The organism is Mesorhizobium sp. P2_F8, assembly GCF_056403655.1.
The window spans coordinates 1-17642 of the sequence record NZ_JBFUFB010000002.1 but is presented as its reverse complement, the minus strand read 5'-3'; the positions used below and the strand labels follow the sequence as shown (position 1 = coordinate 17642).

Here is a 17642-nt window from a genome sequence, read left to right as displayed (position 1 = left end):
GTCGCGCAGGCCAGACGACCTAAACAAGGAACGGGGTGTATGTTACTGTACTACATCTGCGCTCGGTCCCGACGCACTGTTCACGGCAAGATCGCGGCGCCCGGCCCTCATCCGCCCAGCGCGATAGTCAGGGCGACCAGCAAGCAGCCGAGCAGAACCATGGCAGCGGCAGTCAGCCATGGTCTGTACCCAATCAGTTGTCCAAACGCGTAGCCGGCAAACAACATCATCGCCACAGCGATGGCGTTGGAGATTCGAAGCGCGGTCCAAGCGTCCTGCAGGAACAGGAAAGGCACTACGATCGGGATCGTCGAGGCGAAAACGAGAAGGAAGACGGCGACCGCACCCAGCAAGTCTTCGCGCTTGAGTCCCATCGACTCGCCTGGCATCCGCTCCTTCAACAGTGCTGCATGCATTCTGTCGAGATCGGCGTCCGTCAATGCCGACGCTGCCGCGGAAGGCAGGTTCTGCAGGATAGCGGTCCTCGCCTCTTCGGCGGTGGCGGCTTGCTGCACTTTGGCAACTATGCGCCGCTCGGTGGCACGGTCAGCCAGGCATCCCATCAGATACATGATGGCATCTACGAGGCCCCAGGCGAGATTGCAGCCGAGCGCGCCGACCAGCGTGGTGCGCACCTCAGATCGGTCACTTACAACACTCAAAGTCCCGGTAAAGGCCAATGCCATGATTAATCCGAAAAGCACTTCGGATATGCGCTCGATGGGTTCGAGCACCCGCCTGGAGGACACTGCATGTCCAGAGGACATCGGTTACCTCGCTCGAAGATTTGGCTGCGGCTGGCTGGAGCCTGCAGGTATCGCGGCCATCGCTGCGGCGCCGGAGTTGCCGACCCGCCCGCATTTCAGTTTCGCGCCAGTCGATACCGGGTGACGTGGCAGTCCGAGCGTCTCAGAGTTTGGGATCGTCATGACCTGAACGTCAACCTTGCAGCAAATTTCCGCAAGATTGGTCTTCCCTGCAGGCGGACCACATCGACGTAAGTTACAGTAGCATTTCAGCCCAGACCCTTGCTGCACTGGCCGATCGGCAGTAGTGCCCAGTCGAATCGAAGCTCGACACGTCATGGCGTCGCAAGTTCGACAGGAGGCGGTCCATGTTGATTTCCAGGGATCCGCACGTTCAGAGCGTAGTGCGGATAGACTGCGACGCGGCTGGCCCGCGGGTCGTCATGTTCTGCGGCATTCATGGAGACGAGGTCAGTGGCATTCATGCCATCGAGAAAGTCCTCTATGACCTTTTCGGGGGCACGAGACTTTTGCTGCGCGGCTCCCTGACACTTGCCCGCGCGAACGAGCGCGCGATCGCTGCGGAGTGCCGCTATGTCAAACACAACATGAACCGCATGTTTCGCGAGGACTATGGACCAGAGATCGACCGCGGCTCCTACGAATTCCAACGGACGCAGGAGCTTAAGCCGTTGCTGGAGAGCTGCGACTATTTTCTGGATTTCCATTCCGCGCCGATCGCAAACGAACCGTTTCTGGTCGCCGAGCAAGACGCCGTCGAGTTTTATCGGCATCTCGGAATACCAAAGATGATGACCGGCTGGAGCAAGTTCTCGAGCGGGACCATCGGCGGCGATACCGAGAATTACGCCAATGCGCGTGGCGCAATGTCAGCGACTCTGGAATCCGGTAGCCACTTCGACAAATCTTCAAACGATGTCGCCTATCGGGCTGCCATTTCGCTGCTGTCCCTCCTGGGCATGATCGGGCACGATCCTCGTCCGGCGGCCGTCGATGCGGAGATCGTCGAGATGTATTCCGTCGTCACGAAGGAATTCGACGACTTCCGTTATGCGGGTGAGGCAAGCAATTTCAAGCTGTTGCCAAAAGGACAAGCGTTCGCCCATCAGAATGGACAGGCAATGACGGTGTCCGAGGATAGCTACCTGCTCATACCGATGAAGCCGAGCGACACGAAGCTTCACGAGGAGGTTTGCTACCTGGGCCGGAAGGTGCGGGGCTGACCTGGCACAACGCGATGCCCGACATCGGTCTGGCGCGCCACCCGGCTTTCACTCCGCCCAGTTGACGTCAGCGGTAAAGGCGATGGTCAGCCACCGATTGTGGCCTTCGTCCCCGATGGCCGCGCCGATCTGGTCGCGGGTGCGGTCCCACTCCTCGATGGTCCTCGGGGGCAAGTCCTTCGGCACGATGAAGTAAAGCTCTATCTGCGTGGCCCGCCCGACCTTGGCGACGTATGCCCGATGGGACAGGAACCCCTCGCGCTGCACTATTTCGGCGGCCACCCGATCGACGTGGGCCTTGAGATCCACGGGGGTGATGAGCAGGATCTCGGACAGGGCCTTGCGCACCGCCCCGACGGGAATAGGAATGATCACGAGGCAGACCAGCGCCAGTACGACAGGGTCCACGTATGGAGAGATCCAGCCAAGCGGCGTTCCGCCCGCCGCCTGTCCGATCAGGAATGCGATCAGAAGTGCCGAGGTTATTCCCGCCGACATCGTCCAGGCTTTAACGTCCAGGGCAACGAAGTCTGACTGCAGTCTCCTGTTTGCCCGCGCACCGGCCATAGCCATGGCTATACAGACCACCAACGTGATTGCGGCGTAGACGATGGCGACACCGAAGCGCAGCTCGTTGCCGCCGTACACAATGGTGATCACGGCGTTGATGAGGGCGTAGCTAGCGACCGTCATCAGCAAGGTGCCGTTAAGGCCCAACACAATAGGCTCCAGGTGCCAGAACCCCATCGTGAATCGATTGCGCAGCCTGCCCGACAGCGCGTCGGCCTTTGCCGATCGTACGATCAGGCTCGATACCCAAAGCGCCAAAATCGTCATTCCGGCATCGACAAGAGAATAGGCGCCATCAAAAGCGATGGAGAACGACCCGGACAGCAGGCCGAAGACGATTCCGAACGCCGCGACGCCTACCGTCGCGACAATCGAGGCTCGGAGGAAGCCCTGCTCGGTCAACATCTTGCCCTCTGAAAGCCTCAGCAACATCGTACATGCAACCGGCGCTATCGCAATAGTACCTGCAGTGGCCGTGGCCTGACCGCAAACTGGCGGTCGTTTCCCAAGCTGCCAAGCAGATCAACCCCCCGGGACAGCGCCTCGCCCAGTGCAAGCATCGCTGTTGCGGCCTCATCCACCAGATCACTTCGGGCATGTGTGGACGGCTCCTCGCTGGCAAGGGATTTCTTGACCTACTGCGGTCTCGGTTGGTGCGACCAGCCCACATGGTCAGGCTCATCTTGCTAATCCCCACCAATAACGGCAGTCTAGGCTCTACTGGCTCGTCATCGGGTGGATGTCAGGCACCTTGGATGCTCCAATCGGGCGCCCGCAAACCATGGATGGACTGATCGCCACCGATAGAGGCCGTGTAGTCGCATCGGGCTCATTGATGATGAATTGGCTGGTCAATAGGTGGATCGCCACCGCCGTCATTCTTTTGGTCTCGATTGGCGAGCCTGCCGCTCAGCCTAGGTCTGGCGAGCCTTCCGTTCAGCCGAAGCAAATCCTGTTCCTATATTCGTATGGCCGGGGTTTCCAGCCGTGGGCCACATGGGCCAGGGAAATCCGCAATGAACTGAACCAACAGTCGCCTTGGCCGCTGGACATCCAAGAAGATTCCCTCGTCACGGCTCGGGATGGCGACGACGCTGCTGAGGCCAAATTTGGTGAATATCTCAAGGCGCTCTACGCAACACGACGGCTCGATTTGATCGTCGCAATAGGTGCACCCGCGGCTCGCTTCGTCCAGAAACGGAGAATAGACCTATTTCCGACAACGCCGATGCTGCTTGCGGCTGTCGAAGTGCGCCGGGTTGGACAATCCATGTTGTCCGAGCGGGACGCCGTGGTTGGCACGCGCGTCGATCACATCGCCCTTGTCGAAAACATTCTACGGCTGTTGCCGGAGACGAAGGCCATCGCGATGATAATCGGGAACTCGCCCCCTGAGCGATTTTGGATCGGCGACGTGCAACGGGAACTGAAGCCACTGCTAGACAACAAGGTTGAATTGATCTTTTACAACGAGCGGCCGTTCGAGGAGATCCTGAAGAAGGTTGCGAGTTTGCCGCCCCACAGTGCAATCTTTTACCAGCAGATGATGGTGGACGGCGCAGGTGCCGTCTATGGAGACAAGGATCCATTGAAGCGCATCTATGAGGTCGCCAACGCTCCCATTTTCACGTTCGACGAGTCTCTTTTCAACGGTCAAGCTGTTGGCGGCCCGATGTCTTCACCGACCGAGGGTGCCCGAGCGACGGCGGATGCCGCGGTCCGGATATTGGGAGGTGAGAAGGCAGGTGACATCAAGGTTCCTCCAATCGAATTCTCAGCACCGAAATACGATTGGCGACAGCTGCAGCGCTGGAACATTAGCGAGAGCCGCCTGCCCCCCGGGGGCGAAGTCTTGTTTCGGGAGCCAACGGCGTGGGAACGGTATTCCTGGCAAATTTCCCTTATTACTGCGGCTATTCTGCTACAGGCCGGGCTTATCCTGATCCTGTTGAATGAACATCGTCGGCGTCAAGCAGCCGAAGTGCAGTCGCGGCAGCGCATGGCAGAGCTTGCTCATGTCAATCGCTTCTCGACCGCTGGCGAGCTGACCATGTTAATTGCCCACGAAATAAACCAGCCTCTCGGCGCTATAATGAGCCACGCCGAATCCGCAGAACTTATCCTGCAATCATCGAGCCCCGATATCGCTGCACTCGGGGAAATCGTGAGCGATATTTTGGAGAATGACCAGCGTGCCAGCGAAGTCATCCAGAGGATGCGGAGCCTCCTGAAGAAGGTACCTTTTGAACTGAAAAGTCTCGATCTCAACGACCTTGCGCGGGAAACCGTCGAATTTCTTTCGACGTTGGCTCGCGGGCGAAAAGTCGAACTTCTTGGCGTGATCACGCCGGATGCGCTTCCGATACTCGGCGACCGCATTCAACTTCAACAAGTCATTCTGAACCTTGTGGTGAACGGGATCGACGCGATGAAGGAGACGCCGAGCGAAAATCGCATCATCAGCATCCGGACTTCGCGCGACCAAGAGTTTGCCGAGCTGTCCGTGTCTGATAGCGGACCGGGCATTCCCGACGACAAATTAGAACAGGTCTTCGAACCGTTTTTCACCACCAAGGCGGAAGGCATGGGCATGGGGCTATCCATCGCGCGCAACATTGTCGAGGCGCACGGTGGGCTGATGCGTGCGAAAAATCAGGATCACGGTGGTGCATCGTTCCGGATTAGACTTCCTCTTGTTCGATAGTTGGCAATCTAATTTCTGCCAAGCGTTTAGCTGGGTAGCAAGGCCAGCGCCCGAGGCGAAGCGGCATTGATCGGTGAGCGCACAAGGTCGCGTTAGCGTCTGGAAGCTGACGTCGCCGGACGTGCACGATCCTTGTCGACATAGGCCTGCAGGGCCTTCTTCACGGTTTCAAGCGGGCCGGTCATGGCTGGAGGTCAATTGGCCGTCTTATTGGCCAGTTGTCTCACTGCGTCTATCAAGTCTCGTGTCGCTTGAGCAACCTTGGCAACTGGTAGTCGATGAACGCAGTAGACGCCGCCCGGGTTGTCGGGTTTGCACAATCCGGGCGCAACACACTGGCAAGGCAACGGCGGCTCAACGGTGCGGTGAAGCACCCCAAAAGGCCCCCAGATGTCGGGGGGCGTCAGGCCATACAGGCCCACAACCGGAGTTCCGACTGACGCAGCCAGGTGCATTGGGCCGCTCTCGTTTCCCAGAAAGATAAATGCATCCGAAAGCAATGCTGTTAGTGTCTCAAGCGAGGCTTTGCCAACAACGCTCACCAATGGCGACGCTGCCGCATTCAATATAGCTTGCGCGGTCGCGCTCTCATCAGGTCCACCAATCAGCAATGACCGCAGGCCCTTGGTTGCATAAACCTCGTCGATTACTGCAGCGAACCGTTCAGGTTGCCAACACCGCCCTTCGAACCTTGCTCCGGCGTGTACTGCGACGAAAGCCTTTACGGCCAGATTGCTTTGCGCCAGAATCTGGGTAGATGCGCTTCGCCCGACTGGTGTGGGTTCAAGCCTCGGTGTCACTTCTCGCAATTCTATCCCAAGCGCTTCAAGCGGGGACAGATATCGGTACAAGTAGTGCGCGCCTCCATGGCCGAACGTTTCAGCAAATATATTAGCAGGCTGAACTTCCCAAAATTTCATGGGCTTTTCCGGGGGATTGTATCCAACGCGCAGGGGGGCGCCGATTGACCTGTGCAATATCCGTGATGTCTTCGAGTCGGTTACGTCAATGGTGAGATCGAATTTTCGGCGGCGCAGGTCAGCGACCAAGCCTGAATATTCCTTCACTCGCTGAGGCAGACTCCTACCAGCACCTCGACGGTCGAATCCGATGGCCACGTCTGCGATATTCTGGCTGACTACGAAGTCTCGCAGGCCAGAAGCGCAAAGCATGGCTATCGCAGCGTTTGGGTAAGCGGGGCGCAGATTTCGCACGAGCGCCGAGGTCAGAATGACATCCCCGATGAACTTCGTCTGAATAACGAGAATGGACTTGATAGCCAGCCGATCAGCCATCGAGATATTCAGCACATCGACCTCACGAAGGGCGGCGGGTCAAATTGGTCATTGGTGGGCGCCCAACGTCCAATCGAGCTCACGGTTCCGGCTAATGGATATCCCTCTTTTCAACAGCGAAGCAAGGTCGTCTGTCGTCGTCATGGCATCTGTCCCTGCCACAAGGGCAATCCACTTTCTGCAGCGAAGTCTCTATCCTCTGCGTAGATTGGCTCGCCTCTTTTCACCACCCGTCGAAGCAAATCCGCATCTTCGTCGGCATGATATCGAAAGGCATTTCGGGTGTCGTATCCATGCCCGGCTTGGGACAGGGAAAACCCGCTGACGACAACAGGAGCGAAACCGGCGAAACGCGCCAGCATGATCGCGAAGGCTCCGGTGGAGATTTTCCGGTGCCAGCCGCGCGACACATGATATTTGCCGCTAAGCCGCCAGACGATGTTGGCAAGCTGCCACTTTGTAAGCGCCTGCAAGGTGTCATGGCGATAATCAAAGGTGCGACAACCGGCTATCAGCTTGTCTTCAACGTCCGGCCAAATCGGGATGATAAGATGCTTTGCCTGCCGTCCTTTCAACAAATCGCGCTTGTAAAAATCCTGCTCGTCCTGGCCGACCAAAATGCCGCGGCGGAGCACGGCGATGTCGGGAACTGGGAGACCGAAGGTTTCCGCCAAAAGCTGGGAAGCATTGACCGTCACCAGTCCCCAATCGGCATCATGCCCCTGCGGGAGGCGAAAATTCGGCGCTGCCCCCATCACCAAGGCGGGACCGGTGACACTGGGCAAGCGAAGAATTGGCTTTGAGAAGGTTGGCAAGAGGTCCGAAAGCGGAGTTTTCATGCGGGAATCTGAACCGCATGTTCCTCAAACGCGCGCAGAATGCTCTCTTCTCGGCTCCACAATTCGTCCCATTGCGTGGCGCCGGACCAGCCCGCAAACCAAGGACCGCCGAGCGTGTAGTGCGCCAGCGAGACATCGGCGGGGTCGAGTTCGGTAGCCGAAGCCCCTACGAGGTAGTTCCATGCCAGAGGCAATTCCCCGATCTCATGGTCCTCAAGCCATTTGAAGGCGTGGAGGTCACGTCCGGGCCACGTATTGAGCATCTCGTTGGTCAGCCGTTTGTTGGCCGGATGATCCAGATTCCACAAAACGACCGACGACCAGTTTTTGCGGCGATAGAACGTCTGCGTTTGCCCGTCCATCTTGACCGCTTCGGATTCGCGTTGCTGGTGCTTGACCGCCATAATCGCGTAGGAAGGATCGACCAGGTCGAGCAGCTTGACTGGATCCTTCAGAAACAGGACGTCGCAATCGCAGAACATGGCCCAGCCGCCTTGCCTCATGAACGGAACGGCAAAGCGCGATATGGCAAACTCGGTCGACATCGGTGCCTCGGAAATCGGGCACCAGAGCTTGCCATCACGTACCACCATCGGTCGCTTCATGATTCCTTGGGCTTCAAGGTCTTTGAGCACGAGTGGCTGTATCTGCAACGGCGTGCTTGTCCGCCGGTAGGCGCTCCATCGCGCTACGTCTAGAACTCGGGATTCGCGTGGGTCATACCCAATGTAGATTGGTATCACGTGGCAACTCTATAATTTGATGTGAATTTACTCGAATTAAGCATGGCAGCACTGCAAGCGGAAGACCGAAGTACAGTGCCACAAGTCACTCCCACCCCACGCCTGCCGATGAACCGCCGGCGGCGCCCCTCGGGCGCGCCTTCGCGGCGCGCCGGCTGAACGAGCCCGGCCCGATGAACAACCGGGCTTGGTGATGATTTCGTCGCCGCGGATGGCGGCGAAGTCGGAGATGTCCTGCTGGTCAAGCCGGTCCAGCCACTCGCGGCTTCCCGTTGTCGGTTCAGGCATCAGTCGGCGATCCTCGGTCTTCGACATAAAACGCGGCTACCAACTCATGTGCCCGGTATGAACCAGCCCAAATTCCGGATCTCGTTGCCGATAAAGTTGCCCACCCGTTTCCCCCGGTTACGCAGGATGCGCAGCAACCCGCTATCCACAAAATACGTCAGGAGGATGCTGTCCCGTGTTGTCACTTCCGGCCCCACTATGTCCGCCGAGTGCCACGTGTCCTTGTCTACCGCGAAAGCATAGCCCGTGTTCGGCGCGAAACGCATCTGCATCTTTTTCGCCAGCCCGCCGCCCGGCAGCTCCTCGTGAAAGATCGTCCCGATGTTGGTGTGCGCCTCGTCTGGTGGCAGGTAAAGCTGCACCGTGATGCCCTTCCAATGTGTATCCGTGTGCGGCGGAATTTCGTAGCCCGGAATGTCACGCGTTAGGATGGGGATTGGAAACATGCCCACCTCGGCCAAGCCGGGCCCGAACCGTCGCCCCATCGCCGGTGCCAGTCGGCGACGGAAAGCGTTCTTCACCGGCTCGGAACAAAGCGCTTTGCCAACCACGTTCCACACCGTCCGCTTCGCCGACGGCAGATGTCGGATGTTTTCCGGAAAGAGATCAATCTTCACCCGCGTGGACGCACCCATCGCATCCCGCTGTTTGGACCGGCCGTGCATCGGTCGGTAATCCGCATACACCGGCAGCGCCGCCAGCATGGATTTATAAACATCCTCCGGAAAGACCCGGTCGAACTCGAGATGGTAAAATGGCCCTTCCACCGCGCGCGCGGCCTCTACGGACTTCGCTACAAATTCCGCCAGCTTTCCTGCGGTTATAGTTTGATCAGCATTTGGAACACTCATATCGTCTCCTATTGAAGCCATACATAAAACAGCCCAAATCCGCCCACAAGCACATTTGGAAATGCCGCCGCTTGCTGCTAAATCCCGGCGCATCGGTCTCCGACCCGGCATCGGCCGTGGTCAGCTCAGCATCGCCTTGCCGCAATAGCTGCGGTTGAAGTCATGGGAGTCCTTATCTACTCGGTCGTAGCTCGCATAGAATACGGTGAGGCCGCCGCTATGATAACGGCGACCTTGTTGGGAGGTGGGCTAAACGGGCTTGCTTAACCGCAGACGAGCAAGCGATAAACTCACCGGCGGCGCTTGGCTGTCGAGTATGCGGGCAATCTGCTCACAGGTCCTAATTCGCTGGCTGCGCGCGTTACGCTCCTTTCACGCATCATCACATCGAACACTCTTAGCAAATTGAGGTCGATATCATCGAAACTCATGAGACCTTCCCCGTTTTCATTGTGCCTCGCTCGCACAATAACATCGTTTCCAACGCGCCGGACGAACGATGCCGCCGAACGATGCCATTGCAAACACAGGGGTGACTTGAACGCGACCTTTGGCCTGTAGGAGCAAATCGCGAACAGCTCTGATATTCGCCGGCAGGTCCCGGGAGGTCTTATTTGACGGCCGAAAACTCAAAACGATCGAAACGGAAGACTGCCGTATACTCGTTGCGTCGCTCCGGCGTCCCGGCAGGATTGCGGAAGATCGCGCCACAGGTTGTCTGAGTTTTCGGAATGGCATCGCACAGGAAGTTCTGCTGCACCCAACTGGTTCCTTTGTCTATCCATGCGCCTCCCCCGCGCAGGTCACGACCGAGGATGAGCGACTTGATCTCCGAACCGGTAAGCCGGTCCTTCGCATCCAGATCGACCGCTTCCGGCAACTCCGGCAGACCGGCCTTGTCCAGGCCGTCCAGCAGACGCCCGATGTCAGCCGGGTTCTTGAACACGAAATACCTCTGCGTGACCAGTTGATTTGCCCCTCCATCCTTTCGTTCCAGCATGACGTTCCTTAGCCTGTCACTATAGGCCGCGACCTGGTCACTACGCCCCAGATGCGCGTAGGCCGAAACCAACACCTGCAGGCCGTAGAATTTCGGCCATGGATCGGGCGATTGGAGATCGATCCTTTCAAGGTAGCCGACGGCTTCCTCGAAACGACCCCGACCAAATTCAGCCAGCCCCGCCTGGTAGTGCCGATGGTCATTGCCGCCTGGATCGACACGGTTGGCGGCGACGAGATAGTCGCGCGCCTCGTCCGGCCTGCCGTTGAAATTCAGGGCTTCCGCCAGCCCGACATAGTTCAGGGGATCGCTCGGGTCGAGCGCCACTGCCTTGAACATAACCGCGACTGCCTCGTCGGACCGGTGCTCGCGAACCAGCAAACTGGCGACGAGCTGATAGTAGGACGGCGAGGGATGCTTGGCCGCCTCCCCCAGGTACTTGTAGACGTTGTACAGCGCACTGATGTCCGAAGCGGCCAAAGCTTGGACCCGCGGCCCGTCCATGTCCCAATAGGCCCATGCGAGCGAGGCTGCCGCCGCGCCGAAATTCGGATCGAGTTCCAGCGCCTGCTGGAATAACCTCACCGCCTGCGCAAACTCATCTGGAGTATTGCGACGATTGTAGATCTCCATGCCCTGGAGGTAAGCTTCGTAGGCTACAGGATTGCGCGTGCCGCCCGCGACATCTGCCTTGCCTTGGGCGCTGACGAGACGAAGCTTGAGCGCGCCTGCGATGCTGACGACGACCTTGTCCTGCAGTGCAAACACATCCGTCCACTGGCCGTCGAAACGTTCTGCCCAGAGATGACCGGTGGTCGAGCCGTCGATCAATTGCGCGTTGATACGCATGTCGTCGCCGACCCGACGTATCGAGCCCTCCAGTATGTACCGGACACCAAGCGCTGCGGCGACCTCGGCGGGTTTTGTCTCCGTGCCCTTGTAGGTGGAAGCCGCGTTTCTCGATACGACGAACAGGCCGGGCACGCGTGCAAGTTCTGTGGTCAGGTCCTCGGTGAAACCGTCAACCAGATAACCTTGCGCCTTGTCGTCGCTGAGATTGTCAAATGGAAGCACGACGAGGGATGGCCGGGTGTCGGCTTTCGCATTGGCCGTCAGAGCGGTGGACCGAAGCGGTGGCTCCCAAGGTCGCCACCACGCTGCTGCAAGGCCGACTGCGACGACAAGGGCCCCAATAGCGATGGCCAGATTGCGCCTGAAGCGTGGGTGTCGATTGACGGCCATGGGCTTTCCCGCCGACGCGGGATCGAGCAGCACCCGGTACGCCTGCACCGGTTCGGCGATGTTCTTCAGCTTCTGTTGGCCCATCGGCTCAAAGCCGAAAGCCAGCTTCTTCTCAACCTCTTTTGCGACCTTTGCCGAGACACAGATGCCGCCAGGATCCGCTAGTTGTTGGAGCCTGGCAGCGACGTTGACACCCTCGCCATATCGGTCCTCGCCCTCGACAATCACCTCGCCGAGATTGATCCCGATCCTGACGCGAATCCGATGATCCTCGGCAACGGCAGCGTTTCGTTCCGCCAGGGCGTGCTGCAACCACACGGCACATTCGACCGCGTCCACGACGCTGCCGAATTCGGCCAGCAGTCCATCGCCCATCAGCTTGAAGATGTGGCCGTGGTGGCGGGCAATCTCAGGCTCGAACAGTTCCTTGCGTTGAGCACGGAGGCGCTCGAACGTGCCGGCCTCGTCGCGTTCCATCTGGGCGGAATAGCCCACAACATCGGCAGCGAGAATGGCGGAAAGCTTACGGTCCATCGATCTGGCCTGTCCCTCGTCGAGTATAGACCTGGTCATACTGAAATGAAACGACCGACCTCTCCGGCGTCCGTCGCCGGTGTCTCGGGATCATCCAGCAAAAGCCGTCGATGGCCCTGCTCCGTACCGTCGCGGGGCCGATAGAGGCGATGCTCTATCCAAAATGTTCGATCAGCAATTCGGTGAGGACGCGGATCTTCCGCGCAGGGTGCTGTCCAGGTGGGCGGACGACGAATATGCCGGCCTCGGGGAGCGGATAGTGTGTCATCACTGGGACCAGGGCGCCGGAAGCAAAATGGCTCTCGGTAACGAAATCCGGCAGCGAGGCGATGCCGAGCCCCGCGACTGCGGCGGCAAGGGCGGTGCCGCTATCCGCCTTGAACCGCCCCTGTGGGTGAACGGTGATCGTTTTGTCGCCGTCCATGAATTGCCAGGTTTCCGTCCCTTGCATGACGGTCTGGTGGGTCAGGAGTTCGTCCGGCGTCTCGGGTGCCCCATGCGCCTTGATATCGTCCGGGCTGGCGACGAGCTTGCCGCGGATCGGCCCGATGCGACGCGCGATCAGGTGTTCCCGCAGCCGTCCTTGGAAACGATCCGGCGGTGCCCGGCGGCCGCCGTGTCCTGTTTGCCTCAGGCGACGAGCCATCGGCACGGGCCACCATTATCGACCTGATCGAGCGCCTCGGCTTCGCCGCAGTCGATCTAGGTGGTATCACCGAAGGCGGCCGTGCCCAGCAATTCGGCGGCGGCGTTGCCGCAAAGCAATTTGTTCAACTCGGATGACCAGCACTCGCCGATGATGGCAAGGAACGGTTGAGGAAGGCATCGACCGAATGACATCGGGCATCCACCACATCACGCTGGTTACACGCAAGGTCCAGGCCAACGTCGATTTCTATGTCGGCTTTCTCGGACTGCGTCTGGTCAAGCGGACCGGTGGTTTCGAAGACGCCGAGCAACTCCATCTGTGCTACGGCGACAGCATCGGTTCACCGGGATCTCTGATCACCTTCCTCGTATGGGAGGACGGATCACCCGGCCGGGTTGGCCTCGGCCAGGTCGCCGAAATTGCGCTTTCCGTCGAGCCCCGCAGCATCGGCTTCTGGCTGACGAGGTCACTGCAGTTCGGACTGAATGCGAGCGGGCCAACGCAGGAATTCGGCGAGCCAGTGCTGCGCCTGACCGATCCGGACGGTGTAGCAGTCAAGATCGTGGGAAGCGCACTGCCCGCACATGCTTCACCGGCCGACAGCCGAGGAATCGCGCCGGCCGATGCAATCCGCCGCGTCCGTGGCGCGACGATTTTCTCGGCGGTTGCCGAGCAGACGTCGGCATTCCTGCAGGACTATTTCGGCTATCGCCCGCTCAAGCACGCCGGGGCCGTGCAGCGCCTCGTCTCGGACAGCGGGGATGTTGTCGATGTCCGTGATGCCGTCGGTTTCTGGCCAGGTGCGCCCGGAACCGGCGTCGTCGACCATATCGCCTTCCGCACGCCGGACATTGCTGCCCTGGATACGGTGGAGCGCCGACTTGCAAGCCGCAACTCCAGCGTCACCAATGTTCACGACCGCAAGTATTTCGTATCTCTCTATGTCCGTGAGCCGGGAGAGACCCTGTTCGAACTCGCAACGGACGGACCCGGGATGACGGTCGATGAACCCATCGAAACCCTCGGCTCGGTGCTCTTCGTTCCGCCTTCCGACGCCGAGCGGGCCGACGCCATCCGCACGCGGCTGCCGCAGTTTTCGATGCCTGGCGAAGATCGCATCCGGTATCTCGACCTGCCCTTCGTGCACCGGTTCCATGTGCCATCCGACCCTGACGGCACAACGCTCGTCCTGTTGCATGGGACCGGCGGTAATGAAGCCGACCTGATGCCGTTCGCGGCAAGCCTGGCGCCGCGCGCTACCTTTCTGGGGGTGCGCGGGCGCAGCGTCGAGGAGGGCACCTTGCGCTGGTTCCGCCGATTTTCGGCTACCTCGTTCGATCAAGCCGACATAAGGGCCGAGGCAGCTGCCTTTGCCGCCTTCATGGATGGCGCAATCAGCGGCTATCGGCTTGTCCCGGAGAAGCTGGCGTTCCTCGGATATTCCAACGGCGCCAACTTTCTGGCGGCGGCCATGCTGCTCCATCCGCCCCTGGCCCAGCGCGCGATCCTGCTTCGCCCCTCCTTGGTCCTCGAGGCCCGACCGGACGCGGATCTGTCCGGCTGTCGGATAGTGATGATCGAGGGGCGCGATGACCCCTATGCATCGCTTCTCCCGGGTCTTGCGGCGTTGCTGAKCGCGCATCATGCCACAGTGTCCGCCCTGACAGTGCCTGCTGGCCACGAACTGAGCGATGCCGATCTGCACGTCCTGGGATCGTTGATAGAAAACTGGCTTGCCTGATGCATGAACTGCGCTGCGAACTCATGGGGAGTTGTGGCAGCGGTTGCGAGCATAGCGTCCACGACCTCGGCCCCCCATCGTCGTCGGAATGCACTGCCGCACAATCCGGCGGCGTCAGCCTGGTCTACAGCCCTGCGGCCGTGTCCGCTCGGGTATGCTCGACAGCCTCGGGTCGATATTATAGCATTAACTATATTAGTGATTGCTTGACAAAATGTCTAACCTCTGGTTTCCTGACTTGCCGGGTATTGAAACAAGTTTGTTGCGTTTCCGGACGGTGTTCGCATGTCGACCTTGGTTGTCGCGGACCCGCGGGGGGTGTATCTCGCCGGTCTGGAATGGGTTCTGCGGAAGGCTGGGCACGATGTCGTCGCTCAGTGCCGCCGTCCTGTCGACATTGTCCCCAATGTGGAGCGCCATCGGCCCGATATCGTGATCGTCGGCCTGGATATCGCGGACCCGCGCATGGCCGGTATTTCCTCCCGGCTGAAGGCCTGCGACAGCGCTCTCGGCATCATCTTCATCGTGCAGCCGAACGGCAGGCTCGACATCAAGGAAATACAGGCGCTCGACGGCGACGGCCTGCTTCTGGACGGCATCAGCCATCGCTATCTTCTCGAATGCGTGAATGCGGTGGCGGCAGGCAAGAAATGGATCGACAACAAGATCGTCCAGCAACTGCTGATGCCAGAACCGCAGCACCAGCCGACGTCCAGGCTGACCGGGCGGGAGACCGAGATCGCCGATCTCGTCTCGCGCGGGTTGCGCAACAAGACCATCGCGCAGCGGCTGCATGTATCCGAAGGCACGGTGAAGATGCACCTGCATCATGTCTACGAGAAGCTGCATCTCGATGGCCGGGCCGAACTGGCCTGGGTGTCGCATGGCAAGGGCGCCGAGCGTCCAGGAACCGGCCCGCTCTGATCATCGCTTTCCGCTGGCATCGACAGGGTGCAGCTACAAAACGAAAAGCCGCCTGACGGCATCGACCTCGATGCCGTCGAGATCGCCGGCGGCGCCCGCGCCGGCCTGATCTATTGAACGATATATATCGTTCGATCGGGTATGGGCATTCACCCCAATACTATCGAACCGAGAATGGACGCGCCCACTTCATTGGCGGCAAATTGACGGATTGAAGGCCGCAGATTCAGTGGGCCAGGGGATGCGCTGGGGTGGGTGCATCGGCATCTGGGGGCTGGGCCCCCGTCACGTGATAGGGGAGCACAGCAATGACCATCAGCTTTATTCTCAACGACGAGGCCGTCAACGACCAGACCACCGGGCTGCAAACCGGCGACAACGTCGACGATGCCTTTACGGACACCGATGTCGCGTACTCCGCTTTGCCGGCCTCGTTCCGGACCTATCTCGAATCGACTCTCGGGCTGAATTCCGCGTTCCCGGCCAGCATCGGCGTCGCGACCAAGACGAACTCGGTCACCGTCAACGCCACCGCCGGCTCCCAGCTCGTCGGCACTACGTTCACCGACGGCAACGGCGGCACCCTCAATGGCGACGATAGCGGGCTCAACACCCTCAACGGCAAGGATATCCTGCTCTTCGCCGATGGGAACAACACCGTGATCGGTCGCTATGACAGCGATGGCAACGGTATTGTCAACAATCTGGACGCGATCGCCTTCGTCGTCTTCAAGCAGGATGTGATCAACGCCGGCGCGACCAGCGACCAGGTGACCTTCAACATCGTCACCTATGTTCCGATCTTCCATGGCGGCAACCCCAACCCGGATGACGCGGTCGATCTCGGCAACACCCTCAAGCTTGCGGCGAGCGAGACGCTCAACTTCGGCTTTGCCGGAGCGCCCTCCGGCAGCAACCTGTTCATGACCTTCGGCGATCCAAACTCCACCCAGATCGTGGTGATAGGGAAAGATCCCTTGAATCAGTCCCAGGGCGGAAACATCTCGACCAAGGATGTGCTCAATATCAGCCAGGCCGGCAGCACCACCTCGTTCGGCGTCAACGGCAACGCGATCAACCCTACCGAGGGGGCCTACATCACCTACGTCTCGGGCACGAACACGAACTTCCTCGTGCCGAATCTGGACCAGAACGAGGCCGATGTCGAAGCCAACATCGACTTCCAGAATGTCGTCAGTGCGACGGCAGCATCCTTCACCGTCAACCAGACCAATCCGGGCATCGGACCCGTGACCGTCAAGATCTCTGCCTTCACCACCGCCTCGGAGTCGGGAGTGGGTTTCGTCGACGGACTCACCAACGACGCGCACGTCGCCATCACGTCGTTCTCGCTCACCAACGTCGTCGTCAAGACAGGCAATACGCAATATACTCCGGCCGCCTCGATCGACGCCAACGGCGACTTGATCATCACAGGCCTAAGCAGCGGCGACACGGTGCAGTGGACGACAAGCGGAACCCATAATCGGGTGCTGATCGAAAACATCAGCAACGCGGATAGCGATCCCAGCAACGACAACAACACTTTCGACATCGGCGGCTTTGGCATCGTGACATCCAACTCCGCCTCGGAGTTCGTCGGCCAGCAGATCGTGATCGAAGATGACGGCCCGACGGCGGGCATCGTCCAGGGCGCTCCCAAGGTGGCGCATGACGAGACCGCAGGCGTCCAGGCAGATGCCGACGACACCACGGCACCCGCGGTTGTTGCCCTGTTTGCGGGCGTCAGCAATGTCAGCTCCGACCTGAGCCCGACCGGCTACGCGCAGGACCCAGGCGCGGTGGTGAGCTCCACCGGGAGCTCGTTCGGCACCGATCAGGCGGGTGGCACGACGGCATTCTCGCTGGCGGTGTCCGCCGCCGGCGTGGATTCCGGCCTCGACACGACCGCCGGCACCAGTATCTTCCTGTTCAAGGAAGGCGACCTGGTGGTCGGCCGCATCGGCGGCGCCGCTGGGGCGGCGGCGTTCGCCGTCGCCATCAACAGCACGACCGGCGTCGTCAGCGTGGCGCAGTATGCCTCGATCCTTCATCCGACCCCGGGCGCCAGCCACGACGAATCGGTCAACATCACCGACAGCGCCCTGCTGGCGGTGGTGACGGTCACCGACGGTGACGGCGACACAGCGACCAGTTCGACCGGTATCGGCGATGCCGTGCAGTTCCAGGACGACGGCCCGACGGCGGGCATCGTCCAGGGCGCTCCCAAGGTGGCGCATGACGAGACCGCGGGCATCCAGCCAGATGCCGG

At 60.0% G+C, this 17642-nt stretch carries 12 protein-coding genes and 1 pseudogene; 5 read left to right on the top strand and 8 right to left on the bottom strand.

What is annotated here, in order from left to right:
* Window positions 1-107: 107 nt before the first annotated feature.
* Entirely contained in the window at window positions 108-686 is a 579-nt protein-coding gene (locus AC1DZP_RS03755) for a VIT1/CCC1 transporter family protein (protein WP_477300211.1), read from the bottom strand.
* A gap of 428 nt (window positions 687-1114) precedes the next feature.
* On the opposite strand from AC1DZP_RS03755, the gene AC1DZP_RS03750 reads away from it, so the two are divergent.
* On the top strand, window positions 1115-1990 hold the full coding sequence (locus AC1DZP_RS03750; RefSeq protein WP_477300209.1) for a hypothetical protein: 876 nt from the start codon (window positions 1115-1117) through the stop codon (window positions 1988-1990).
* Between the two features lie 48 nt (window positions 1991-2038).
* Here the strand turns inward: AC1DZP_RS03750 and AC1DZP_RS03745 are convergent, their stop codons facing one another.
* Window positions 2039-2965 carry a cation diffusion facilitator family transporter gene (locus AC1DZP_RS03745; RefSeq protein WP_477300207.1) on the bottom strand — a complete coding sequence of 309 codons (927 nt, stop codon included), beginning with the start codon at window positions 2963-2965 and terminating at the stop codon, window positions 2039-2041.
* Between the two features lie 376 nt (window positions 2966-3341).
* On the opposite strand from AC1DZP_RS03745, the gene AC1DZP_RS03740 reads away from it, so the two are divergent.
* Entirely contained in the window at window positions 3342-5264 is a 1923-nt protein-coding gene (locus AC1DZP_RS03740) for a sensor histidine kinase (RefSeq protein WP_477300205.1), read from the top strand.
* Window positions 5265-5458: 194 nt separating this feature from the next.
* On the opposite strand, the gene AC1DZP_RS03735 is transcribed toward AC1DZP_RS03740, so the two are convergent.
* The 6 genes and pseudogenes from AC1DZP_RS03735 to AC1DZP_RS03710 form a co-directional block, all read right to left on the bottom strand.
* Complete coding sequence (locus AC1DZP_RS03735) at window positions 5459-6559, bottom strand: glycosyltransferase family 9 protein (protein WP_477300203.1); 1101 nt, start codon at window positions 6557-6559, stop codon at window positions 5459-5461.
* A 140-nt stretch (window positions 6560-6699) separates the two neighbouring features.
* Window positions 6700-7398: a hypothetical protein gene (locus AC1DZP_RS03730; RefSeq protein ID WP_477300201.1), complete on the bottom strand. Its 699-nt coding sequence runs from the start codon at window positions 7396-7398 to the stop codon at window positions 6700-6702.
* Window positions 7395-8033, bottom strand: a complete 639-nt coding sequence (locus tag AC1DZP_RS03725) for a hypothetical protein (RefSeq protein WP_245331086.1) — start codon at window positions 8031-8033, stop codon at window positions 7395-7397. Before AC1DZP_RS03725 ends, AC1DZP_RS03730 begins: the two co-directional genes overlap by 4 nt.
* 440 nt (window positions 8034-8473) lie before the next feature.
* Window positions 8474-9280: a hypothetical protein gene (locus tag AC1DZP_RS03720; RefSeq protein WP_477228323.1), complete on the bottom strand. Its 807-nt coding sequence runs from the start codon at window positions 9278-9280 to the stop codon at window positions 8474-8476.
* Window positions 9281-9890: 610 nt separating this feature from the next.
* Entirely contained in the window at window positions 9891-12056 is a 2166-nt protein-coding gene (locus AC1DZP_RS03715; protein ID WP_477300199.1) for an adenylate/guanylate cyclase domain-containing protein, read from the bottom strand.
* Window positions 12057-12210: 154 nt separating this feature from the next.
* Window positions 12211-12624, bottom strand: a pseudogene (locus AC1DZP_RS03710) (LysR substrate-binding domain-containing protein); the annotation flags it as partial.
* A 265-nt stretch (window positions 12625-12889) separates the two neighbouring features.
* On the opposite strand from AC1DZP_RS03710, the gene AC1DZP_RS03705 reads away from it, so the two are divergent.
* The 3 genes from AC1DZP_RS03705 to AC1DZP_RS03695 all read left to right on the top strand — a co-directional run.
* Window positions 12890-14446, top strand: a complete 1557-nt coding sequence (locus AC1DZP_RS03705) for a VOC family protein (protein ID WP_477300197.1) — start codon at window positions 12890-12892, stop codon at window positions 14444-14446.
* Window positions 14447-14731: 285 nt separating this feature from the next.
* Window positions 14732-15370 carry a response regulator transcription factor gene (locus AC1DZP_RS03700; RefSeq protein WP_477228325.1) on the top strand — a complete coding sequence of 213 codons (639 nt, stop codon included), beginning with the start codon at window positions 14732-14734 and terminating at the stop codon, window positions 15368-15370.
* Between the two features lie 308 nt (window positions 15371-15678).
* Window positions 15679-17642 (top strand): DUF5801 repeats-in-toxin domain-containing protein (locus tag AC1DZP_RS03695; protein WP_477300196.1); only part of this gene is annotated, 1964 nt, incomplete at its 3' end.